The organism is Streptomyces sp. NPDC058295, from assembly GCF_042880655.1.
Taxonomy (GTDB): Bacteria; Actinomycetota; Actinomycetes; order Streptomycetales; family Streptomycetaceae; genus Streptomyces; species Streptomyces coriariae.
The window spans coordinates 256,254-279,310 of sequence record NZ_JBHVYO010000004.1 but is presented as its reverse complement, the minus strand read 5'-3'; the positions used below and the strand labels follow the sequence as shown (position 1 = coordinate 279,310).

At 71.7% G+C, this 23,057-nt stretch carries 20 protein-coding genes; 15 read left to right on the top strand and 5 right to left on the bottom strand.

Features of this window, described 5'->3' with window-relative positions:
- The first annotated feature begins 232 nt into the window (after positions 1-232).
- The 9 genes from ACFVYS_RS06685 to ACFVYS_RS06645 all read left to right on the top strand — a co-directional run bounded on the left by ACFVYS_RS06685 (position 233) and on the right by ACFVYS_RS06645 (position 9,432).
- On the top strand, positions 233-922 hold the full coding sequence (locus tag ACFVYS_RS06685; protein ID WP_389499493.1) for a two-component system response regulator: 690 nt from the start codon (positions 233-235) through the stop codon (positions 920-922).
- 164 nt (positions 923-1,086) lie between these two features.
- Positions 1,087-3,810, top strand: a complete 2,724-nt coding sequence (locus ACFVYS_RS06680; protein WP_389499491.1) for a DNA translocase FtsK — start codon at positions 1,087-1,089, stop codon at positions 3,808-3,810.
- A 255-nt stretch (positions 3,811-4,065) separates the two neighbouring features.
- Positions 4,066-4,905 carry a helix-turn-helix domain-containing protein gene (locus ACFVYS_RS06675; protein ID WP_389499489.1) on the top strand — a complete coding sequence of 280 codons (840 nt, stop codon included), beginning with the start codon at positions 4,066-4,068 and terminating at the stop codon, positions 4,903-4,905.
- A gap of 89 nt (positions 4,906-4,994) precedes the next feature.
- The gene (rimO, locus tag ACFVYS_RS06670; protein ID WP_389499487.1) at positions 4,995-6,464 is read left to right on the top strand and encodes a 30S ribosomal protein S12 methylthiotransferase RimO; all 1,470 of its coding nucleotides are present in this window, start codon (positions 4,995-4,997) and stop codon (positions 6,462-6,464) included.
- Positions 6,461-7,261, top strand: a complete 801-nt coding sequence (gene pgsA, locus ACFVYS_RS06665; protein ID WP_389499485.1) for a CDP-diacylglycerol--glycerol-3-phosphate 3-phosphatidyltransferase — start codon at positions 6,461-6,463, stop codon at positions 7,259-7,261. The genes rimO and pgsA overlap by 4 nt, the downstream gene beginning before the upstream one ends.
- On the top strand, positions 7,258-7,803 hold the full coding sequence (locus ACFVYS_RS06660) for a CinA family protein (protein WP_389499484.1): 546 nt from the start codon (positions 7,258-7,260) through the stop codon (positions 7,801-7,803). Before pgsA ends, ACFVYS_RS06660 begins: the two co-directional genes overlap by 4 nt.
- Before the next feature lie 109 nt (positions 7,804-7,912).
- Entirely contained in the window at positions 7,913-8,293 is a 381-nt protein-coding gene (locus ACFVYS_RS06655; protein ID WP_020125026.1) for a helix-turn-helix domain-containing protein, read from the top strand.
- Positions 8,294-8,500: 207 nt separating this feature from the next.
- Entirely contained in the window at positions 8,501-8,971 is a 471-nt protein-coding gene (locus ACFVYS_RS06650) for a Dps family protein (protein WP_389499482.1), read from the top strand.
- A gap of 158 nt (positions 8,972-9,129) precedes the next feature.
- Positions 9,130-9,432, top strand: coding sequence for a hypothetical protein (locus tag ACFVYS_RS06645; protein ID WP_389499481.1), 303 nt, complete (start codon positions 9,130-9,132; stop codon positions 9,430-9,432).
- Between the two features lie 558 nt (positions 9,433-9,990).
- On the opposite strand, the gene ACFVYS_RS06640 is transcribed toward ACFVYS_RS06645, so the two are convergent.
- The 3 genes from ACFVYS_RS06640 to ACFVYS_RS06630 form a co-directional block, all read right to left on the bottom strand.
- Positions 9,991-10,755, bottom strand: coding sequence for an SDR family NAD(P)-dependent oxidoreductase (locus ACFVYS_RS06640; protein WP_389499479.1), 765 nt, complete (start codon positions 10,753-10,755; stop codon positions 9,991-9,993).
- A gap of 120 nt (positions 10,756-10,875) precedes the next feature.
- Positions 10,876-11,718: an Fpg/Nei family DNA glycosylase gene (locus tag ACFVYS_RS06635; protein WP_389499477.1), complete on the bottom strand. Its 843-nt coding sequence runs from the start codon at positions 11,716-11,718 to the stop codon at positions 10,876-10,878.
- A gap of 44 nt (positions 11,719-11,762) precedes the next feature.
- The gene (locus ACFVYS_RS06630; RefSeq protein WP_389499475.1) at positions 11,763-16,754 is read right to left on the bottom strand and encodes an ATP-dependent helicase; all 4,992 of its coding nucleotides are present in this window, start codon (positions 16,752-16,754) and stop codon (positions 11,763-11,765) included.
- On the opposite strand from ACFVYS_RS06630, the gene ACFVYS_RS06625 reads away from it, so the two are divergent.
- The 3 genes from ACFVYS_RS06625 to ACFVYS_RS06615 are packed head-to-tail and all read left to right on the top strand — an operon-like array spanning position 16,737 to position 18,120.
- Entirely contained in the window at positions 16,737-17,081 is a 345-nt protein-coding gene (locus ACFVYS_RS06625; protein ID WP_389499473.1) for a helix-turn-helix domain-containing protein, read from the top strand. The two genes, ACFVYS_RS06630 and ACFVYS_RS06625, sit on opposite strands and share 18 nt — an antisense overlap.
- Complete coding sequence (locus ACFVYS_RS06620) at positions 17,060-17,815, top strand: AzlC family ABC transporter permease (protein WP_389499471.1); 756 nt, start codon at positions 17,060-17,062, stop codon at positions 17,813-17,815. The genes ACFVYS_RS06625 and ACFVYS_RS06620 overlap by 22 nt, the downstream gene beginning before the upstream one ends.
- The gene (locus ACFVYS_RS06615) at positions 17,812-18,120 is read left to right on the top strand and encodes an AzlD domain-containing protein (RefSeq protein ID WP_327185417.1); all 309 of its coding nucleotides are present in this window, start codon (positions 17,812-17,814) and stop codon (positions 18,118-18,120) included. The genes ACFVYS_RS06620 and ACFVYS_RS06615 overlap by 4 nt, the downstream gene beginning before the upstream one ends.
- 54 nt (positions 18,121-18,174) lie before the next feature.
- On the opposite strand, the gene ACFVYS_RS06610 is transcribed toward ACFVYS_RS06615, so the two are convergent.
- Positions 18,175-19,119 carry a hypothetical protein gene (locus ACFVYS_RS06610; RefSeq protein ID WP_389499469.1) on the bottom strand — a complete coding sequence of 315 codons (945 nt, stop codon included), beginning with the start codon at positions 19,117-19,119 and terminating at the stop codon, positions 18,175-18,177.
- Positions 19,120-19,198: 79 nt separating this feature from the next.
- Here ACFVYS_RS06610 and ACFVYS_RS06605 point away from each other — a divergent pair, with 79 nt between their 5' ends.
- Positions 19,199-19,393, top strand: a complete 195-nt coding sequence (locus ACFVYS_RS06605; RefSeq protein WP_314224525.1) for a DUF3046 domain-containing protein — start codon at positions 19,199-19,201, stop codon at positions 19,391-19,393.
- 60 nt (positions 19,394-19,453) lie between these two features.
- Positions 19,454-20,713, top strand: coding sequence for an AI-2E family transporter (locus tag ACFVYS_RS06600; RefSeq protein ID WP_389499467.1), 1,260 nt, complete (start codon positions 19,454-19,456; stop codon positions 20,711-20,713).
- Positions 20,714-20,726: 13 nt separating this feature from the next.
- Here ACFVYS_RS06600 and ACFVYS_RS06595 read toward each other — a convergent pair whose 3' ends face one another.
- The gene (locus tag ACFVYS_RS06595; protein ID WP_389499465.1) at positions 20,727-21,569 is read right to left on the bottom strand and encodes a hypothetical protein; all 843 of its coding nucleotides are present in this window, start codon (positions 21,567-21,569) and stop codon (positions 20,727-20,729) included.
- A gap of 355 nt (positions 21,570-21,924) precedes the next feature.
- Between ACFVYS_RS06595 and recA the strand changes: the two genes are divergently transcribed.
- Positions 21,925-23,055, top strand: coding sequence for a recombinase RecA (gene recA, locus ACFVYS_RS06590; RefSeq protein WP_389499463.1), 1,131 nt, complete (start codon positions 21,925-21,927; stop codon positions 23,053-23,055).
- Positions 23,056-23,057 lie beyond the last annotated feature (2 nt).

Sequence of the window (23,057 nt, the reverse complement as noted above, 5' to 3'; positions counted from 1 at the left end):
GGAGGCGCCCGGAGTTGCTGACTCAGGGTGTCCGCTGTCGTGTAGTGGGGCGGAATTCGGGGAACCTTCTGGTCTCCTGCTGCGTTCCTGCTACGTGCACAGTGACATCACGGTGACAGGGTGTGGCGACGGTCGGGGTGCGGCTACCATGACCGGCACAAGGAAGGGCGGCGCAAAGGAGTCGTCCCCAGGGGCGGCGCCCGGTGCACTGCCGGGGCGAGGAGGGCGGGCCATGGTGCAGAAGGCCAAGATCCTCCTGGTCGATGACCGGCCGGAGAATCTGCTGGCGCTGGAGGCGATCCTCTCTGCGCTCGATCAGACGCTGGTGCGGGCATCGTCCGGGGAAGAGGCGCTGAAAGCACTGCTGACGGACGACTTCGCGGTCATTCTGCTGGATGTTCAGATGCCGGGAATGGACGGCTTCGAGACGGCCGCGCACATCAAGCGGCGGGAGCGGACCAGGGACATCCCGATCATCTTCCTCACCGCGATCAACCACGGGCCGCACCACACCTTCCGCGGGTACGCGGCCGGTGCGGTGGATTACATCTCCAAGCCGTTCGACCCGTGGGTGCTGCGCGCGAAGGTCTCGGTGTTCGTCGAGCTGTACATGAAGAACTGCCAGCTGCGCGAACAGGCGGCGCTGCTGCGGTTGCAGTTGGAGGGTGGCGGCGTCAAGGCCGCCGCGGGCGGTGGCGTCAAGGAGTCCGCGGGGCTGCTCGCCGAGCTCTCCGCGCGGCTCGCTGCCGTCGAGGAGCAGGCCGAGGCCCTGTCCAAGCAGTTGGACGACGAGTCCGCGGACGCGGCGGCGGTGGCCACGGCGGCACACCTGGAGCGCAAACTCACCGGTCTGCGCCGGGCGCTGGACGCCCTGGAGCCGGGCACCGGCAGCGGCACGGCCGCGTTGCCGTCACCGAACTGAACGGAACTGACGCGTGCGACGCATCGAGTTGTGCGTGAGGGCGCGTCAGTTCCACCTCCACCGAAGGCCGACGTGTCAGTTCCGCGCCTTCGCGAGGGCGACACGAACGGGTGAAGCAGTGGGCACACGTGTCCGTTGTGGTCTCCACCGGTAACCTCACACCCATGGCCTCACGTCCGTCCGCAGCCAAGAAGCAACCCGCCAAGAAGGCGGCTGCTCCCGCGAAGGCTCCGGCGAAGAGGGCCGCCGCCAAAAAGGCCCCGGCGAAGAAGGCGCCCGCCAGGAAAGCCGCGGCCAGGAAACCCGTGCCCGCGCCGGCGCCCAGTCCCACAGGGGGCGTCTACCGGCTGGTGCGCGCCATCTGGCTCGGACTGGCGCACGCCGTCGGCGCCGTGTTCCGCGGCATAGGGAACGGCGCGAAGAACCTCGACCCGGCGCACCGCAAGGACGGCGTCGCGCTGCTGCTGTTCGGCCTCGCGCTGATCGTCGCCGCGGGGACCTGGGCCGACCTGCGCGGCCCTGTCGGCGATCTCGTCGAGATCCTGGTGACCGGCTCCTTCGGGCGGCTCGACCTGCTGGTGCCGATCCTGCTGGCGGTCATCGCGGTGCGCTTCGTCCGGCACCCCGAGAAGCCCGAGGCCAACGGCCGTATCGTGATCGGCCTGTCCGCGCTCGTCATCGGCGTGCTCGGCCAGGTCCACATCGCCTGCGGCGCGCCCGCCCGCAGCCACGGCATGCAGGCGATAAGGGACGCGGGCGGACTCATCGGCTGGGGCGCGGCTACCCCGCTGACTTACACCATGGGCGAGGTTCTCGCCGTACCGCTGCTGGTGCTGCTCACGGTCTTCGGGCTGCTGGTTGTCACGGCGACCCCGGTCAACGCCGTCCCGCAGCGGCTGCGGCAGCTCGGGGTGCGGCTGGGGGTGCTGCACGACCCGGCGGCGGACGAGTACGACGACCTCGACGACGACGAGCGCTACGACGAGCAGTGGCGCGAGGCGCTGCCCGGGCGCCCCCGCCGGCGCTCGGGCGCCGCCGGGGCGTACGACGCCGAGGACGCCGAGCAGGAGGCGCTCTCCCGGCGGCGCGGCCGCCCCAGGCGCTCCGCGGTGCCGCAGCCGGCCATGGACCGGCGACTGGACGCCGTGGACATCGCCGCGGCCGCCGCGGCCGACCTCGACGGCGCCGTCCTGCACGGCATGCCGCCCTCGCGGATCGTCGCCGACCTCACCCAGGGGGTGAGCGGCGGCGACGGGGAGCCGACCACGCCGACGCCCGTTCCCGCCCCGGCCTCCCGGCCCAGGCAGCAGAAGCTCAAGACGGGTGGGGGAGCGGTCCCCGACCTGACCAAGTCGGCCCCCCAGGAGCCGCGCGAGCTCCCGCCGCGCGCGGAGCAGCTCCAGCTGTCCGGCGACATCACCTACTCGCTGCCCTCCCTCGACCTCCTGGAGCGCGGCGGGCCCGGCAAGGCGCGCAGCGCGGCCAACGACGCCGTCGTCGCCTCGCTGACGAACGTCTTCACCGAGTTCAAGGTCGACGCGGCCGTCACGGGCTTCACGCGCGGGCCGACGGTCACCCGCTACGAGATCGAGCTCGGCCCGGCCGTGAAGGTCGAGCGGATCACCGCGCTGGCGAAGAACATCGCGTACGCCGTCGCCAGCCCCGACGTGCGGATCATCAGCCCGATCCCCGGCAAGTCCGCGGTCGGCATCGAGATCCCGAACACCGACCGGGAGATGGTCAACCTCGGCGACGTGCTGCGGCTCGCGGACGCGGCCGAGGACGACCACCCGATGCTGGTGGCGCTCGGCAAGGACGTCGAGGGCGGCTACGTGATGGCCAACATGGCGAAGATGCCGCACGTCCTGGTGGCCGGAGCCACCGGTTCCGGAAAGTCGTCCTGCATCAACTGCCTGATCACGTCGATCATGGTCCGCGCGACCCCGGAGGACGTGCGGCTGGTCCTGATCGACCCCAAGCGCGTCGAGCTGACCGCCTACGAGGGCATCCCCCACCTGATCACGCCGATCATCACCAACCCGAAGCGGGCCGCCGAGGCGTTGCAGTGGGTCGTACGGGAGATGGATCTGCGCTACGACGACCTGGCGGCGTACGGCTTCCGGCACATCGACGACTTCAACGCGGCCATAAGGAACGGCAAGGTCAAGCCGCCCGAGGGCAGCGAGCGCGAGCTTCAGCCGTACCCCTACCTGCTGGTGATCGTCGACGAGCTCGCCGACCTGATGATGGTCGCGCCGCGTGACGTCGAGGACTCGATCGTGCGCATCACGCAGCTCGCGCGCGCGGCCGGCATCCACCTGGTGCTCGCCACCCAGCGCCCGTCGGTCGACGTCGTCACCGGCCTGATCAAGGCGAACGTGCCCTCGCGGCTCGCCTTCGCCACCTCCTCGCTCGCCGACTCGCGCGTCATCCTCGACCAGCCGGGCGCCGAGAAACTGATCGGCAAGGGTGACGGACTGTTCCTGCCGATGGGCGCGAACAAGCCGACCCGTATGCAGGGCGCCTTCGTGACCGAGGCCGAGGTCGCGGCCGTCGTACAGCACTGCAAGGACCAGATGGCGCCGGTCTTCCGGGACGACGTCACCGTGGGCACCAAGCAGAAGAAGGAGATCGACGAGGACATCGGCGACGACCTCGACCTGCTGTGCCAGGCGGCCGAACTGGTCGTCTCCACCCAGTTCGGATCGACGTCCATGCTCCAGCGCAAGCTGCGCGTCGGCTTCGCCAAGGCCGGTCGGCTGATGGACCTCATGGAGTCGCGGAACATCGTCGGGCCCAGCGAGGGTTCCAAGGCGCGTGACGTTCTCGTGAAACCGGACGAGCTGGACGGCGTGCTCGCCGTGATCCGGGGGGATTCTGGGGGGTAGACGTCAGTCAGGGAAGGGGCGGCCGGCCGTGACTCACCCGTTAGAGAGCAGTGGGCAACCGTTTCCCTTTGGCATACGTCCAGTTGAGCGAGAGGACAGGTGCGGCTCCCCGCCGGGGCCGTAACCGGCCCGTCATCGGTGTGACCGGCCATACCGATGGCGTACAAAGTCGTACCGCCCGGTTGCCCCTCCCTTTGGCACCCCCCCTAGACTGAACCTCCAGCACAGGTGGCTATACGCTCGAAAGGCGCCCCCGTGTCCATCGGCAACTCCCCTGAAGACGAGCGTCCGTTCGAAGACCCGTCCGAGGAAGCCCCCTTCTCCATCGGCCGCGCCCTGAAGCAGGCCCGCATCACGGCGGGGCTGACCGTCGATGACGTCAGTTCCGCCACCCGGGTCCGCATCGCCATCGTCCACGCCATCGAGTCCGACGACTTCGCCGCCTGCGGCGGGGACGTCTATGCCCGCGGGCACATCCGGACCCTGGCCAGGGCCGTCCACCTCGACCCCGCCCCGCTGATCGAGCGGTACGACGACACCCACGGCGGCCGTCCGGCACCGACCCCGGCCGCGCCCCTCTTCGAGGCGGAACGTATCCGACCCGAGCGGCGCGGGCCGAACTGGACCGCGGCCATGGTCGCCGCGATCGTCGCCGTGGTCGGCTTCGTCGGCTTCACCGCCTTCACGGGCGGGGACGACGACGGGTCGAAGGAACAGGTCGCCGAGGGCGCCACCCCCGCGACCGGCAAGACCGCCTCACCCACGACGAAGACCGACAAGCCCGTCGACAAGAAGCCCGAACCCTCCGACAGCGCCATCGCCGCGGCCCCCCAGGACAAGGTGACCGTCCAGGTCAGTGCCGCGGACGGCCGCAGCTGGGTCGCTGCCAAGGACCACAACGGCCGGCTGCTCTTCGACGGCCTGCTCAAGCAGGGCGACTCCAAGACCTTCCAGGACAGCGAGAAGATCAACCTCGTCCTCGGCGACGCCGGCGCGATCGATCTCTACGTCAACGGCAAGAAGCTCGACGACGATTTCCGGCCCGGCGCCGTGGAGCGGCTGACGTACACGAAGGGCGACCCCAAGGTCGGATAGGCCAGGCGTGCCTTCGGGTGTACGGGGTTGGCGAAGATCGCCAACCCCGTCGACGTTCGGTGTCGGTGGGACAAAGTAGTCTTGAGCCCATGCCTGAACGCCGTACCGTCGCACTCGTCACCCTTGGCTGCGCCCGTAACGAGGTGGACTCGGAGGAGCTCGCAGGCCGTTTGGAGGCGGACGGCTGGCAGCTCGTGGAGGACGCCGAAGACGCGGACGTAGCCGTCGTCAACACCTGCGGCTTCGTCGACGCCGCCAAGAAGGACTCCGTCGACGCCCTGCTGGAGGCCAACGACCTCAAGGGGCATGGCAGAACCCAGGCCGTCGTGGCGGTGGGCTGCATGGCCGAGCGGTACGGCAAGGAACTCGCCGACGCCCTGCCCGAGGCCGACGGTGTGCTCGGCTTCGACGACTACTCCGACATCTCCGACCGCCTCCAGACCATCCTGAACGGCGGCATCCACGCCTCCCACACCCCGCGCGACCGGCGCAAGCTGCTGCCGATCAGCCCGGCGGAGCGGCAGGAGTCGGCCGCCTCGGTGGCCCTGCCCGGCCACGGGCCGAACGACCTTCCCGAGGGTGTCGCCCCGGCCTCCGGCCCCCGCGCGCCCCTGCGCCGCCGGCTCGACGGCGCCCCGGTCGCCTCGGTCAAGCTCGCCTCCGGCTGCGACCGGCGCTGCTCCTTCTGCGCCATCCCGTCCTTCCGCGGCTCCTTCATCTCGCGGCGGCCGAGCGACGTGCTGAACGAGACGCGGTGGCTGGCCGAGCAGGGCGTCAAGGAGATCATGCTGGTCTCCGAGAACAACACCTCCTACGGCAAGGACCTCGGCGACATCCGGCTGCTGGAGTCGCTGCTGCCCGAGCTGGCGGAGGTCGACGGCCTCGAGCGGGTGCGGGTCAGCTACCTCCAGCCGGCCGAGATGCGGCCCGGCCTGATCGACGTGCTGACCTCGACGCCGAAGATCGCGCCCTACTTCGACCTGTCCTTCCAGCACTCGGCGCCCGGCGTGCTGCGCGCGATGCGCCGCTTCGGCGACACCGATCGCTTCCTGGAACTGCTCGACACCATCCGGAGCAAGGCGCCCCAGGCGGGTGTGCGCTCCAACTTCATCGTGGGCTTCCCCGGTGAGTCCGAGGCCGACGTGGCCGAGCTGGAGCGCTTCCTGAACGGGGCTCGCCTCGACGCGATCGGCGTCTTCGGCTACTCCGACGAGGACGGCACCGAGGCCGCGACATACGACGGCAAGCTCGACGTGGACGTCGTGGCCGAACGCCTCGCCCGGGTCTCCCGGCTCGCCGAGGAGCTCGTCTCGCAGCGGGCCGAGGAGCGGGTCGGCGAGACCGTGCACGTGCTGGTCGAGTCGGTGGACGAGGAGGGCGTGTACGGCCGCGGGGAGCACCAGGCTCCGGAGACGGACGGACAGGTGCTGCTCACATCGGGCGGAAACCTGAGCGTCGGTCGTATGGTCGAGGCGAAGGTGGTCGGTACCGAAGGTGTCGACCTGGTGGCCGAGCCCCTGCCGGGCTCGTTCGGGTGTAGCGAGGAGGCGGGCAGATGACGGGTGTTCCGGCATCGGCTGCGGGCGGCTCCTCGCAGGCTTCACCGGCTTCGCAGACCTCACCGGGTCCCCAGGCTTCGCAGGCCGCACCGGCGGCGGGCGCCGTGGTGGTTCCCTCCGAGGTGACTGCCGATGCGGCCGCGATCGTCGATCCGGAGGATGCCGGCAGGCCGCCGAGGGGCGCGAAGCTGGCGGCCGCCGCGGTCAATCAGGCGAGCGTCTGGAACATCGCCAATCTGCTGACGATGCTTCGGCTGATCCTGGTGCCCGGCTTCGTCGCGCTGATGCTGGCCGACGGCGGCTACGACCCGGCATGGCGCGCGTTCGCCTGGGCGGCCTTCGCGATCGCCATGATCACCGACCTGTTCGACGGGCACATCGCGCGGACGTACAACCTCGTCACCGACTTCGGGAAGATCGCCGACCCCATCGCCGACAAGGCGATCATGGGAGCGGCGCTGATCTGCCTCTCCTCGCTCGGCGACCTGCCGTGGTGGGTGACGATCGTGATCCTCGGCCGGGAACTCGGGATCACGCTCCTGCGTTTCCTGGTCATCCGGTACGGCGTCATCCCGGCGAGCCGGGGCGGCAAGCTGAAGACGCTCACGCAGGGCGTGGCGGTCGGGATGTACGTCCTGGCGCTCACGGGCTGGCTGGCCACCCTGAGGTGGTGGGTGATGGCCGCGGCGGTCGTCCTGACCGTGGTGACCGGGCTCGACTACATAAGGCAGGCCGTAGTGCTGCGCAGGCAGGGAATCGCCGAGCGCAAGGCCGCGTCGGAGGAGACGCAGGCGTGAATTCCCCGGCCACCGACGTGGTGCGACTACTCACGGTGAACGGAGCGACGCTCGCCGTGGCTGAATCGCTGACCGGTGGCCTGGTCGCGGCGGAGATCACCTCGGTCCCCGGCGCGTCCAAGGTCTTCCGCGGTTCCGTCACCGCCTACGCCACCGACCTCAAGCACGGACTGCTCGCGGTGGACGCGGACCTGCTGGCCGCGCGCGGTGCCGTGGACGCGCAGGTCGCGGCCCAGATGGCCGTCGGCGTGCGGAAGGCGCTGGGAGCCGACTGGGGCATCGCGACCACGGGCGTCGCCGGCCCCGATCCACAGGACGGACAGCCGGTGGGGACGGTTTTCGTGGCGGTGGACGGCCCGTTCCGGGCGGCTTCCGGTTCTGCCGGCGGCGGAAAAGTGGAGGCCCTGCGGTTGAACGGCGACCGGGCGGAAATTCGTAGAGAGAGTGTACGGAGCGTACTCGCACTGCTCCTGACAGAGCTTGCGGGCGAACACACCGGGAATGAGCGGGCACAGGATACGGAACAGAACGGGGGGTTTTGATGTTTGCAGCCCTGAGTGAACACGACATCGCTCCCCGCACGGCCGCAGCGCAAGGCGGTACGGTGGGGCGTGAAGGATGCGGCTACGCGGTCCGAGGAGGGAGCCACCGATGATTCTGCTCCGTCGCCTGCTGGGTGACGTGCTGCGTCGGCAGCGCCAGCGCCAGGGCCGTACTCTGCGCGAAGTCTCCTCGTCCGCCCGAGTCTCACTCGGCTATCTCTCCGAGGTGGAGCGGGGGCAGAAGGAGGCTTCCTCCGAGCTGCTCTCCGCCATCTGCGACGCGCTGGACGTACGGATGTCCGAGCTCATGCGAGAAGTGAGCGACGAGCTCGCTCTCGCCGAGCTGGCTCAGTCTGCTGCCGCCACCCCCCGCGAGCCTGTACCGGCGTCGGTTCGTCCGATGCTGGGTTCCGTGTCGGTGACCGGTGTGCCACCGGAGCGGGTGACCATCAAGGCCCCTGCCGAGGCGGTGGACGTGGTCGCCGCGTGACATTCACGCGCACGGGCGTGTGACGCGTGGGCGTGTGACGCGACACAGGCACGTAGGAAAGCATGTGTGAGGCCCCGGCCGGGGCTTCTTCGGGGAGACCCGGGGAAGGTGCGGTCGGGGTTTTTCGCGTCCGTCGTCCGTTTGCCGGGGCGGGGCGCCGAGGTCATCGTGGAGGGGCATCTCGGGGGCCAACCACCGGAGGTACCGATGTACGTCGTCAAGAGTCCCCTGTCCGACGCCGATCTGAAGACCGTCTCGGAGGCGTTGCAGGGCGCGCTCGTCGACCTGGTCGACCTGTCGCTCGTCGCCAAGCAGGTCCACTGGAACGTCGTCGGGCCCCGTTTCCGGTCCGTCCACCTGCAACTCGACGAGGTCGTGGACATCGCCCGCACCCACTCCGACACCGTGGCGGAGCGTGCCTCGGCGCTGGGCGTCTCACCGGACGGACGTGCGGCGACGGTGGCGGCCGGCAGCGGGATCAGTGCCGTGGCGGGCGGCTGGGTGAAGGACGCCGACGCGGTGGGCACCCTCGTCGCCGCCCTGGGCGCGGTGATCACCCGGATGCGGGAACGGGTGACGGCCACGGGTGACCCGGATCCGGTGAGCCAGGACATCTTCATCGGGATCACCGCCGATCTCGAGAAGCACCACTGGATGTTCCAGGCGGAGAGCGTGTGAGGCGGCTGGGGCGCCCGCCGCGACCTGGCACGCCCGATGCGCCGATGTGCCGCCCGTGCGCCCTGCCGGGGGCCGGGACGGACGTCTAGCGTCGGCCTCTGCGGAGGCACCGGGGGTTACTGGGTGTCGTGGTCGGGCTCGGGCTGGAGGTGACGGCCGTGGTGACGCGAATAGCGGAGCGTGGGGCCGTGCTGGGGCTCGGCCTGGGGTTGGGCGCGGTGTGGTGGTGGGCCGTGCTGAGACTCGCCGTGGCGCCGGACGCCGGCGTGCTGGAGGGGGCGGTCGCCGCCGGAGGGTGGGGGCTGAGCCTGCTGCCCGTGCACTGCGTGGCCAAGGCACGCGCGGTGGGGGCGGTCGGGGAGGGGCGCTGGAGGGCTGCTTGGCGGGGGGTCGCGGGCGACGGTGGGGCCGGTGGTGGCGGGAGATTCGGTGGTGGCGCGGGGGGCGGGAGCGGCGCGTAGGGGGAGGCGCGGGGGTAGGGGGAGTGCCTTTGGGTGGTGGGGTGGGATGTCTTCGGGAGGGTGTTGGCTCCGGCCGTCGGTCAGGGCTCCGACGGTGTTCGGGCTGTGCTGTGCGGGCTGTGCTGCCCGTGTGCGCTTGGCGCGGCGCTGGGGGCGATGCCGTGGCCCGATGCTTGGCCCGATGTTCTTCGCTGACGGCTGGAACGAGGCCGCGGGGCCGGGCGGGCTGACGGGCGGTATCGACGGCGGGGAGGGGCCGCTGGGGGCTGCGGGCTGCGGGTTGGGGAGGGGACTGGGTGCCGGGAGTCCGCGGTGGGAGGGGGTGTAGAGAGGTCCATGCTGCCTCCGGAGGGCGCTGCGCCGGGCGGGCGGCGATCCGGATCAGGTGGGGCCCCGTGTGGTGCGGTGCGGCCGCGATGTCGCTGGGAAACCGGGGGTGGGCCGAGGCGGGGCGGCATGCGGGCGTGGTGGGGGCCGGGCGGAGGCCGGGACGGGGGCCGGGAGGAGGCCGGAGCGGAGGCTGTCGGGGTGGTTCGTCGAGGGGCCGTGGGGCGGTGGTCACCAGGGCATTGCCACGCCGCCGTTCGGGCGGAGGATCTGGCCCGTGGTGAACGCCGACGCGTCCGAGGCCAGGTGGAGAACGGCGTGGGCGATGTCCTCCGGTTCGCCGACCCGGCCCAGGGGCGACATGCGGGCCATGAGCGCCTCGGTGTGCGCCTGTGCGCCGGCGTCGTGGCGGTCGGTCATGGGGGTGCGGATCCAGCCCGGGGCGACGGCGTTGACGCGAATGCCGTACCGACCGACCTCCGTCGCGAGCGTCTTCGTCAACTGGACCACGGCCGCCTTGGCGACGCCGTAGCAGAGCAGACCGGGGCCGCCGGTGTCCACCGCACCCGAGGCCATGGTGACGATGCTGCCGCCGGCGTCGTGTGCCAGCATCAGACGGGCCGCCTCCTGGCAGGCGTACAGCACCCCCTTGAAGTTGACGGCCAGGACCCGGTCGAGGTCCTCGTCCCGGGTGTCCAGGACCGGACTGCTGTGCATGATCCCGGCGACGGCGGCCATGATGTCCAGCCGCTCGCAGGATTCGACCGCCTGCCGGACCTGGACGCGGTCGGTGACGTCGAGGGGGTGGGTGCGGGCCGTGCCGCCCCGGTCCTTGATCATCGTCGCCGTTTCGCGCAGGCCCTGTTCGTCGCGGTCCGCGCCGTGCACGGTGGCGCCCGCCTGGGCGAGAAGTACGGCGCAGGCGCGGCCGATTCCGCTCGCGGCGCCGGTGACGAATGCGGTGCGTCCGGTGAGGTCGTACGCCTTGACGGCCATGTAGGGACGGTACGAGGATTTCTGACGGTCCGTCAATTGTGGCGGCTTGTTCGTTCGGAGGCTTGCGGGCGGCTCGTCCGGCTGGTCAACGCGGTTCCGGGGAACGGCCGTCGAGGGTCGTCACCGGGTGGTGCGGGGGCGGAGGCGGCGCGTCGGCGGGGAGCCCGGTGCCGGGGCGGGGCCCGTCTGGCAGGCGGGGCACCAGTAGGTCGGGCGCTCGCGGGAGCCGTCGCCCTGGTCGGCGACCCGGACCGGTGTGCCGCAGCGCAGGCAGGGGCGGGGCGCGCGGCCGTAGACGAACAGGTTCTGGCCGTGGCGGCCCGTCGTGTTGCGGACCGGGTGGTCGCGGTTGGCCTCCAGGAGTTTCTTCGCGAGGGCCGGCAGCTTCGCGGCGCGGTCGGCGGGGAGCGTGCCGACCGGGAGCCATGGGGTGACGCCGAGGAGGAAGCAGAGCTCGCTCTTGTACACGTTGCCGATGCCGGCGAGGTTGCGCTGGTCGAGGAGGGCCTCGCCGAGGGAGCGGGCGGGGTCCGTCAGGAGGTTGGCGAGGGCGCGCTCGGGGTTCCAGTCGGGGCCCAGCAGGTCGGGGCCGAGGTGCCCGACGGCTCGTGCCTCGTCGGCGGTGCGCAACAGGTCGAGGACGGGGAGGCGGTAACCGACGGCGGTGCGGTCGTGGGTGCCGAGGATCGCCCGGATCTGGTGCGCCGGGCCACCGGTCCAGCGCTGGTCGTTCGTGAACACCTTCCACGAGCCGTCCATCCGCAGGTGCGAGTGGAGCGTCAGGTCGCCTTCGATGCGGGTGAGGAGATGCTTTCCGCGCGGAGTGACGTCCAGGACGGTGCGGCCGGTGAGGTCGGCGGTGGCGTACTTGGGCACCCGGAGATCCGAGCGGGTCAGCACCTTGCCCGCGAGGGCGTCGTGCAGGCGCCTCGCGGCCTGCCAGACCGTGTCACCTTCGGGCATGGGTCAAGGGTGACATGCGAGTCGCTCCGGGCGGGGCCTGGCGGTCAGGCGCGCAGTCGCAGGCCGCGAGGGGTCGCGATGAAGCCCGCTCCTTCCAGGAGGGCGCCGATGGGGGAGGTGAGAGCCGAGGCGCCGTTGACGCGCTCCACCGTCACCGTGCCGAGAGCGCCCGCGCGCGCGGCCTCCGCGAGGGCCTCAGCGGCGGTGTGCAGCCGTGGGTCGTCGGTGGGGGTGTTCTCGCCGTCCGGGTTGGACGGCCAGGCCAGCAGGGTCTTGCCGCCCCGCTCCATATAGAGCGTCAGTTCGCCGTCCACGAGCACCACCAGGGAGCCGGCCTTGCGGCCCGGTTTGTGCCCGGCGCCGCTCGGTGGCTCGGGCCAGCCCAGCGCGGCGCCGTACGCGTTCGCCGGGTCGGCGGCGGCGAGGACGACGGCGCGGGAGACGCCGGATGTGGTGCCGTAGCGATTGCGGTTCTGGGCGCGCCGGGGGTCGCGGTGGTCGGGGAAGCCCGGGCCGGTCGAGTAGTCCGAGCCGTTCTGCCTGCCTGTGCCGTACGGACCGCCTGAGCCGTTCGGGAAGCCGCCGCCCCCGCGCGGGCCACCGGCGCCCGGTGAGCCGAGGTCGAGGGGGGAGACGTACTCGTCCGGCGAAGCGGGGGCTGCCGGGGCGTCGAAGGGGGAGGGCGGACGGGTGTCGACGCCGGGGACGTCCCAGGTGTCTGCCGGGAAGGAATCGGGGAAGGCGAAGTCGTCCGAGGGGCTCGTCGCCGAGTTCGGGCCGGGCAGAGGCTCGCCGCGGTCGCGGGCGTTGGCCACCGCGCGCAGTCGGTCCACGGCGCCGTCCATGGCGAACTGTGCCGCGCCGAGGCCTTCGACGACATACCCGCGACGGGCCTGACCGCTCTCCTCGAAGACGGACAGGATGCGGTACGTCGCCGAGAAGCCGCCTTCGACGCCCTCGGCCGCGACCGCGCCCCGCGTCACCACGCCGTGCCGGTCGAGGAGGGTACGGGCGAGGGCGTGGGCGCGGACCGTCGGGTCGGACTCGTGGGCCGGCAGGAGGGACCAGCGACCGCCGACGGTCGGAGGGCCGCCGCGGGAAGCGGGGCGGGCCGCGGCCGTCAGCGAGCCGTAGCGACCGCGCGGGACGCTGCGCTTGGCGCGGTGGGCCGTGGAGCCGGACGTGCGCCCCGAGCCCAGCAGGGCACGCAGGGGGGTGAGCGTGTCGTTGGTGAGCCGTCCGGACCAGGCAAGGTCCCAGACGGTGTCGGCGAGCTGCGGGTCGGTGGCCTCGGGGTGCGTGGTGGCGCGGACCCGGTCGGCGATCTGGCGGAAGAACAGGCCGTAGCCCCCGGAGAGGGCGTCCAGGACCGACTGGTGCAGTGCCGTCAGCTCCAGCGGGTGGGGCGGCGGCAGGAGCAGGGGCGCCGCGTCCGCCACGTACAGGGAGAGCCAGCCGTCCTTGCCGGGGAGGGCGCCCGCTCCGGCCCAGACGATTTCTCCGGCCGCGGTGAGCTCGTCCAGCATCGCGGGGGTGTAGTCCCGCACGCGGGACGGCAGGACGAGCCGCTCCAGGGCCGAGGCGGGCACCGAAGCGCCCTGGAGCTGCTCGACCGCGCGCACCAGTCCGTCGGTGCCGCGCAGGGAGTGGCCCTTGCCGATGTGCTGCCACTGGGGCAGGAACTGGGCGAGTGCGGGCGGCGGGACCGGCTCCAGCTCGTGCCGCAGGGCGGCCAGGGAGCGACGGCGCAGCCTGCGCAGGACCGTCGCGTCGCACCACTCCTGGCCGATGCCGGCCGGGTGGAACTCGCCCTGGACGACGCGCCCGCCGGCCGAGAGCCGCTGGAGGGCGCCCTCGGTCACCGCCACGCCGAGGCCGAAGCGGGTCGCCGCGCCTGCCGACGTGAACGGTCCGTGGGTGCGGGCATACCGCGCGAGGAGGTCGCCGAGCGGATCCTTGACCGGCTCCGTGAAGGCCTCCGGCACACCCACCGGGAGCGCCGTGCCGAGCGCGTCGCGAAGGCGCCCCGCGTCCTCGATCGCGGCCCAGTGGTCGGCACCCGCCACACGGACCCGGATGGCACGGCGGGCGGCGGCCAGCTCCTGCGCCCAGTGCGGTTCGGCGCCACGCTCGGCCAGCTCGGCGTCGGTGAGCGGGCCGAGGAGGCGCAGGAGGTCCGCGATGCCTTCTGTGTCCTTCACCCGGCGGTCCTCGGTGAGCCACTGGAGTTCCCGCTCCAGTTCGGTGAGGACCTCGGCGTCGAGCAGCTCGCGCAGCTCCGCCTGGCCGAGCAACTCGGCCAGCAGACGTGAATCCAGGGAGAGGGCGGCCGCACGGCGCTCGGCGAGCGGGGAGTCCCCCTCGTACAGGAACTGGGCGACGTAACCGAAGAGGAGGGAGCGGGCGAAGGGTGACGGCTCAGGCGTGGTGACCTCGACCAGGCGCACCTTGCGGGCCTCCAGGTCACCCATCAGCTCCACGAGTCCGGGAACGTCGAAGACGTCCTGGAGGCACTCGCGGACCGCTTCCAGGACGATCGGGAACGAGCCGAACTCGCTCGCCACCTGGAGCAGTTGGGCGGCACGCTGGCGCTGCTGCCACAGCGGGGTGCGCTTGCCGGGATTGCGGCGCGGCAACAGCAGCGCGCGGGCGGCGCACTCGCGGAAGCGGGCCGCGAACAGGGCCGAGCCGCCGACCTGATCGGTGACGATCTGATCGACCTCGCCCTTGTCGAAGACGACGTCGGCCGCGCCGACCGGTGCCTGCTCGGCGTCGTATTCCGTGCCCGCCTTCGAAGGCTCCCGGTCGAGCAGGTCCAGGCTCATGAGGTCGGCGTCCGGCAGCCGCAGGACGATGCCGTCGTCGGCGTGCATGACCTGGGCGTCCATGCCGTAGCGCTCGGAGAGTTTGGCACCCAGCGCGAGGGCCCAGGGGGCGTGGACCTGGGCCCCGAAGGGGGAGTGGACGACGACCCGCCAGTCACCCAGTTCGTCCCGGAAGCGCTCCACGACGATCGTGCGGTCGTCCGGGACGTGTCCGCAGGCCTGGCGCTGCTCGTCCAGGTAGGAGATCACGTTGTCGGCCGCCCAGACGTCCAGGCCCGCGGTGCGCAGCCGGAGCCGGGCGTCCTCCTTGGGCAGCGAGCCGACCTCTCGCAGGAACGCGCCCACCGCGCGGCCGAGCTCCAGCGGGCGGCCCAGCTGGTCGCCCTTCCAGAACGGCAGGCGTCCGGGGACGCCGGGGGCGGGGGAGACCAGGACGCGGTCGCGGGTGATGTCCTCGATGCGCCATGAGCTGGTACCGAGCGTGAAGACGTCGCCCACGCGCGACTCGTAGACCATCTCCTCGTCGAGCTCGCCGACCCGGCCGCCGCCCTTCTTGGGGTCGGCGCCCGCCAGGAAGACGCCGAACAGGCCGCGGTCGGGGATCGTGCCCCCGGAGGTGACGGCGAGACGCTGGGCGCCGGGACGGCCGGTGATCGTGCCGGCGACGCGGTCCCACACCACGCGCGGGCGCAGCTCGGCGAACGCGTCGGACGGGTAGCGGCCTGCCAGCATGTCCAGGACCGCGGTGAACGCGGACTCCGGAAGTGACGCGAACGGGGCGGCACGGCGGACCGTGGTCAGTAGGTCGTCGACCTGCCAGGTGTCGAGCGCCGTCATGGCGACGAGCTGCTGCGCCAGGACGTCCAAGGGGTTGGCGGGGACCTTCAGGGACTCGATCGAGCCGGTGCGCATCCGCTCGGTGACCACCGCCGCCTGGACGAGGTCACCGCGGTACTTCGGGAAGACCACACCGGTGGACACCGCGCCCACCTGGTGCCCCGCGCGGCCGACGCGCTGGAGGCCCGAGGCCACCGACGGCGGGGACTCGACCTGGACGACGAGATCCACCGCGCCCATGTCGATGCCGAGCTCGAGGCTGGAGGTCGCCACGACGGCGGGCAGCCGGCCCGCCTTGAGGTCCTCCTCCACGAGCGCGCGCTGTTCCTTGGAGACCGAGCCGTGGTGGGCGCGCGCGATGACGGGCGGGGCGCCCTGGGCCGCGCCCGAGCCACCCATGAGCTCCGCGGGCGAGTGGTGCTCGTCCAGCGGCTCGCCGGTGGCCCGCTCGTAGGCGATCTCGTTGAGGCGGTTGCACAGGCGTTCGGCGAGACGGCGGGAGTTGGCGAACACGATGGTGGAGCGGTGGGCCTGGACGAGATCGGTGATCCGCTCCTCGACATGCGGCCAGATCGACGGGCGCTCCGCCCCTTCCGAACCTTCGGCGACCGGGGAGCCGCCCAGTTCGCCCAGGTCCTCCACCGGGACGACGACCGAGAGGTCGAACTCCTTGCCGGACTTCGGCTGGACGATCTCCACCTTGCGCTGCGGGGAGAGGTACCGCGCCACCTCGTCGACCGGCCGGACCGTGGCCGAGAGGCCGATGCGGCGGGCCGGCTTCGGCAGCAGTTCGTCCAGCCGCTCCAGGGACAGCGCCAGGTGCGCGCCGCGCTTGGTGCCCGCCACCGCGTGCACCTCGTCCAGGATCACCGTCTCGATGCCCGTCAGCGCGTCGCGCGTGGCCGACGTGAGCATCAGGAACAGCGACTCGGGGGTCGTGATCAGGATGTCCGGGGGGCGGGTGGACAGCGCGCGGCGCTCGGCGGGCGGGGTGTCGCCGGAGCGGATGCCGACCTTGACCTCCGGCTCCGGCAGACCGAGACGCACGGACTCCTGCCGGATGCCGGTCAGGGGGCTGCGCAGATTGCGCTCCACGTCGACCGCGAGCGCCTTGAGCGGGGAGACGTAGAGGACCCGGCAGCGCTTCTTCGGGTCGGCGGGAGGAGGTGTCGAGGCGAGCTGGTCCAGGGCGGCGAGGAAGGCGGCCAGGGTCTTCCCGGAGCCGGTCGGGGCCACCACCAGCACGTCCGCGCCCTCGCCGATGGCCTGCCACGCACCCGCCTGGGCCGCGGTGGGCGCGGAGAACGCCCCCGTGAACCAGCCGCGGGTCGCGGGGGAGAAGCCGTCGAGGGCTCGGTGTGCGGAGCTGACCATGCGTCCATCCTGCACCCACCCACTGACAATCGCTCTGACCTGCGCAGATACGGCGTTCCACGCCGGGCTGTCGGCGCTTCCGTGCCCAGGCGTGCCGGGCTGTCGGTGTTCGCCGTGCGGCGGGCGCGGCGGCTGCTGGACGCGGGGACCGCCCCCGCGGAGGCGGCCGTCGCCGTGGGGTTCACCGACCAGCCTCACCTCAACCGCCACTTCGCCCGGATCGTCGGAGTCCCTCCAGGGGCGTACCAGCGCGAGCGCAAGAACGTACAAGACCCGCCCGGAGGGCTGCTCCTACCCTCGTCGTCGTGGCAGAACAGACAGCTTTGACGGACATACGCGCCGACGGTGGCGGACGGCCGGACGCCGCCGTCGTACGGGACGCCCTCGGGGTCGGGGTCGCCGTAGGACTCTCCGGGTTCGCCTTCGGGGTGACCTCGGCGGGCAGCGGACTCTCGGTGTGGCAGACCTGCGCGCTCAGTCTCCTCGTCTTCACGGGGGCGTCCCAGTTCGCGCTCGTCGGGGCGCTGGCGGCGGGTGGAAACCCCCTGACGGCGGCCGCGGGCGCCTTCTTCCTGGGCGTGCGCAACGCCTTCTACGGCCTGCGTCTGTCGCAGTCGCTGGCGCTCCCGCGCGCGGTGCGCCCGTTCGCCGCCCAATGGGTGATCGACGAGACGGCGGCGGTCTCGCTCGCCCAGACCGGGCGGCGTGCCGCGCGGATCGGCTTCGGCGTCACCGGGCTGACGCTGTACGTGCTGTGGAACCTCACCACGCTGCTGGGTGCCCTGGGCGCCGAGGCCATCGGGGACACGGACGCGTGGGGACTCGACGCGGCCGGTCCCGCCGTCTTCCTCGCGCTGCTCGCGCCCATGCTGAAGACCACCGCCGAGCGGGCCGTCGCCGGGCTCGCGGTGCTCCTGGGGCTGGGCCTGCTGCCCGTGCTGCCGGCCGGCGTGCCCGTGCTGATGGCCGCGCTCGCCGTGCCGGTGGTCCTGTACCTCGAGGGCCGGCGCCGGGCGGGTCGGACGGCCGGTCGGGTCGACACGAGGGAGGAGGAGCGTTGAACACCTGGATCGCGATCGGCGCGACCGCTCTCGGCTGCTACGCCGTCAAGCTCGCCGGACTGCTCGTCCCCGCGGGCCTGCTCGAACGGCCCCTCGTGAGGCGGTTCGCCGCACTGCTCCCCGTCGCCCTGCTCGCCGCCCTCACCGCCCAGCAGACCTTCGCGGACGGGCACGCGCTCGTGCTGGACGCGAGGGCCGCAGGGCTCGCCGCGGCCGTCGTCGCCCTCATACTGCGGGCTCCCTTCCTGCTGGTCGTCGCGGCCGCCGTGGTGGTGACGGCGGGAGTGCGGGCCCTGGGCGGATGAGGGACGGGGAGGGCCGGTCCGGGGGACGGGCGGGCGCCGCCGGGACGGGTGGGGTCAGCCGATGGCGCGGCCGTAGGCCCTGAGGGTGCGCAGGGCCTCGATCGTCACCATGGGCCGGGCCTCCAGGGCGGTGCCGGGTGCCCAGCGGCGCCACCGGACGGGCCAGCCGCCGTCCTGCTGCTGATCGTCGGCGAGGTGGTCCAGGGAGCGTGCGATCTCGTCGTCGGTGAACCACGCCCGCGCGAGGGAGTGCGGTGTCCGCGCGAAGTCGTACGGGAAGTGGTGCTCGCCGGGGGCGTAGCCGGGTGCGACCGGATACGCGTCCAGGTGGTCCGGATCCAGTGCGGCGAGCCGGTGCGCGCGCACCAGGCGGCCCAGCCGGTCGGCGGCCGCCTCCGCGCGCGGGCGGTCGGTGGCGGAGTCCAGGAAGGCCACGGCGGCCTGGATCTCGTAGGGATGGGACCGCTCCAGGGAGTCGATCGCCTGCCAGCAGAAGTCCGTGGCCCGGAACAGCCAGGCGTGCCACACGTCGTTGCGGTGCAACAGGCCCACCACGGGGCCGGTGGTCAGGAGTTCGCTGGGTGGGTCGTCCACGATCGGAATGAAGGGTGCGGCCGGGTACCCGCGCTGGCTGGGATGGATCGCCGGCAGGGCGCCGTCGCCGGTGGAGACCGAGGTCAGATAGCGGCACACCCGCTCCACGCGCCGGCCGCCGAGGCGACCGACGGAGTCCAGGACGCGCAGTGCCCGCACGGTGTGCAGGGGCTGGCTCACGGGGCCGCGCAGATCGGGCTCCAGCGCGTGGCCGTATCCGCCGTCCTCGTTGCGGTAGGCGTCGAGGGCGGTCTCGACGGGGTCGGCGGCGCCGTGCAGGAAGTCGTGCGCGAAGAGGCGCTGCTCCAGCACGCGCGCGGTGAGCCAGACGAAGTGCTCGGCGCGGAAGAGCGGGGAGTGCGCCGGGGGCGTCGGGGGGAGTGGGGATGCTCCGGATTCGGCCATGCGTCAGACCGTAGGGCGGAAAGCGGTCTCGGCAGGCGGTCCCGGCGAGGGGCACCCCCGCGCGCGGGATACTGATGTCATGCGGTTGACGGTCTTCTGGCAGCGAATGGACGAGCACTTCGGTGCGGGGTACGCGGAGACGTTCGCGCGCGATCACGTGATGGCGGAACTGGGCGGACGCACGGTGGACGAGGCGCTGGCCGACGGCTGGGAGGCCAAGGACGTGTGGCGCGTGGTGTGCACGGTGATGAACGTTCCACAGGAGATGCGCTGATCCCACCTGAAGATCGGAGGCGGTTCTCCGATTGTCGGTCCCGTAGGCGAGACTTGGTCCGTGGCACCCACTGACGAGACCGGGCAGGTCGCCCGGCACACATCCCCGCTCGGCGCGACGCCGCCCACCGGGCCGCCCCCGGCCGACGGCGGCGCCGAGCAGGGAGCGCGCATGCCGCGCTGGCTGCCGCGCGCCATGGTGCTCGCGCTCGCTCTCATCGGTGTGTTCCAGCTGGGCCTGTGGGCCTTTCACCAGCTCATCGGTCTGCTGCTCAACATCCTGATCGCGTTCTTCCTGGCCCTCGCCATAGAGCCGGCGGTCAGCCGGATGGCGGCCCGCGGGATGCGCAGGGGGCTGGCCACCTTCCTGGTCTTCTTCGGTCTGCTGATCGTGGCCGCCGGCTTCTTCACGCTGCTCGGTTCGATGCTCGCGGGTCAGATCATCAAGATGATCGAGGGCTTCCCGGAGTACCTCGACTCGGTGATCAACTGGATCAACACCACGTTCCACACCGAGCTCAGGCGCGTGGACATCCAGGAGGGTCTGCTCCACTCCGACTGGCTGAGGAAGTACGCGCAGAACAGCGCGGCCGGGGTGCTGGACGTCTCCACCCAGGTCCTCGGTGGTCTCTTCCGGCTGCTGACCATCGCCCTGTTCTCGTTCTACTTCGCCGCCGACGGACCGCGCCTGCGCCGCGGACTGTGCTCCGTCCTGCCGCCCGCCCGGCAGGCCGAGGTGTTGCGGGCGTGGGAGATCGCCGTCGACAAGACCGGTGGCTATCTGTACTCGCGCGGACTGATGGCGTTGATCTCCGGCGTCGCGCACTACGTACTGCTCGAGGCGCTCGGCATCCCGTACGCGCCCGTGCTCGCCGTCTGGGTGGGTGTGGTCTCGCAGTTCATCCCCACCATCGGCACCTATCTCGCGGGCGCCCTGCCCATGCTGATCGCGTTCACGGTCTCGCCCCTGTACGCGCTGTGGGTGCTCATCTTCGTCGTGGTCTACCAGCAGTTCGAGAACTACATGCTTCAGCCCAAGCTGACCTCGAAGACCGTCGACATCCATCCCGCCGTCGCCTTCGGCTCCGTCATCGCGGGTACCGCCCTCCTCGGCGCCGTCGGCGCGCTGGTCGCCATCCCGGCCGTCGCGACGCTCCAGGCTTTCCTGGGCGCCTACGTGAAGCGCTACGACGTCACGGACGATCCCCGCGTCCACGGACACCGGGGACGCGGGGACGGGCCGGGCCCGCTCACGCGCGCGCGGCGGCTGTGGGGGCGGGTACGGCATCGGCAGGACGGGTCGCGGGACGGGTCCGGCTGAGGGGGAGCGGCGGTCAGTACCTGAGGACCGCCCACACTCCGGCCGCGGTGACCGCGGCCGCGTAGCAACCCACCGCCGTGGCCACGATCCGCCGGCGTACGGCCTCGCTCCAGGGCGTGCGGGACAGCAGCCAGGCCAGGGCGGGCAGCACCAGGACGGCGTGCAGGCTCACCCCGTGCAGGGGCTTGAGCGAGGCCGTCGAGTGGTACGCCGCGTCCTGGTGTCCGGTGCGGGTGAGCACGACACCGCGCGCGATCATCGCCGCCCCCGAGGCGAGTGCGACGAGCAGGATCGCGAACCCGGAGCGCACCGCGAGGTCCATTCCGGCCGGGCCCGTCGGGCGGTGCCGGAAGGACGCCACGGCGAACCCGGCGAGCAGCACCACGAGGACCCCGCCGCCGACCGCCAACACCATGGACACGATCGTGTCGAAGGGTGTCTCCATGTCCAGGTGCGAGGGCACTCCGCGCCACGCCTGGAGGGTGATGCCCGTGACCTCCACGACGCAGTCGGCGGCGAACACCCCGAGCAGCGCGGCGCGCATGCGTGGTCCGACACGCACATACGAAGTGATCCGGACGACCGCGAGGAGCGTCACCCCGAAGGAGAGCCCGAAGGTCACCGGCTTGCGCCAGGAGACTGGTCCGTTCCAGGGGCCGCCGTCGACGGCGAACACCACGAGGTGGACGAGCCCGGAGAGGATCAGCAGGAGTGCCGTCGCCTCGTAGAGGCGGTATCGGCGGTATCGGGGGTACCGGACGTACGGGTGGTCCTGGCCGTCCAGGGGGCGTGGGCGCGGGATCGGGTACCCGGATTCCGCTTCGCCGCGGGCGGGCCCGGTCTTCTGCTGGTCCATGCACCGAGCGTCCCGGTCATGTCGTGCGCCGTCGTCGTCCTGTTGAAGACACCTGCCGTACGCCCGGGGAAGCAGCCGGGAGCGTGCGGGACGGGGGCCCGAGTGCGAAGGATCGAGGGTGGTATCGGCGTGTGAACGTAGCCTCGGGAGTGCCGCGTGGTGCGCTTGACACGGAAATCGAACATCCATTCTTATTAAGGCTCCGGTGAGATCCTGGTCGGGCGTTCCGTCCAGGTTTGGACGGATAAGCACCCGAGTTATCCACAGGCCGGACCGGCGTCGGGGCGCATTGTCAGTGGCAGGCGTTAGCGTCTTTGACGTGAAGCGATCGACTCAAGCAAACCGGGTGGAACCCATGGCAGGAACCGACCGCGAGAAGGCACTGGATGCCGCACTCGCACAGATTGAACGGCAGTTCGGCAAGGGCGCCGTGATGCGTCTCGGCGAGCGACCGAACGAGCCCATCGAGGTCATCCCCACCGGGTCGACCGCACTCGACGTCGCCCTCGGGGTCGGCGGGCTGCCGCGAGGCCGCGTGGTGGAGGTGTACGGCCCGGAGTCCTCCGGTAAGACGACGCTGACGCTGCACGCCGTGGCGAACGCGCAGAGGGCCGGCGGACAGGTCGCCTTCGTGGACGCGGAACACGCCCTCGACCCCGAGTACGCGAAGAAGCTCGGCGTCGACATCGACAACCTGATCCTCTCGCAGCCTGACAACGGCGAGCAGGCCCTCGAGATCGTGGACATGCTGGTCCGTTCCGGCGCCCTCGACCTCATCGTCATCGACTCCGTCGCCGCGCTCGTCCCGCGCGCCGAGATCGAGGGCGAGATGGGCGACAGCCACGTCGGTCTCCAGGCCCGTCTGATGAGCCAGGCGCTGCGGAAGATCACCAGCGCGCTCAACCAGTCCAAGACCACCGCGATCTTCATCAACCAGCTCCGCGAGAAGATCGGCGTGATGTTCGGCTCCCCGGAGACCACGACCGGTGGCCGGGCGCTGAAGTTCTACGCCTCGGTGCGCCTCGACATCCGACGCATCGAGACCCTGAAGGACGGCACGGACGCGGTCGGCAACCGCACCCGCGTCAAGGTCGTCAAGAACAAGGTCGCGCCCCCCTTCAAGCAGGCCGAGTTCGACATCCTCTACGGGCAGGGCATCAGCCGCGAGGGCGGTCTGATCGACATGGGCGTGGAGAACGGCTTCGTCCGCAAGGCCGGTGCCTGGTACACGTACGAGGGCGATCAGCTGGGACAGGGCAAGGAGAACGCCCGTAACTTCCTGAAGGACAACCCCGACCTCGCCAACGAGATCGAGAGGAAGATCAAAGAGAAGCTGGGCGTCGGCGTGCGTCCGGAGGAGCCCGCCGCAGAGCCGGCCGCGGTCGCCACGGCTACCGCGGGCACGCCCGCGGACGACGCCGCCAAGGCGGTGCCGGCTGCCGCGGCCAAGACGGCCAAGACCAAGGCCGCGGCTGCCAAGAGCTGATC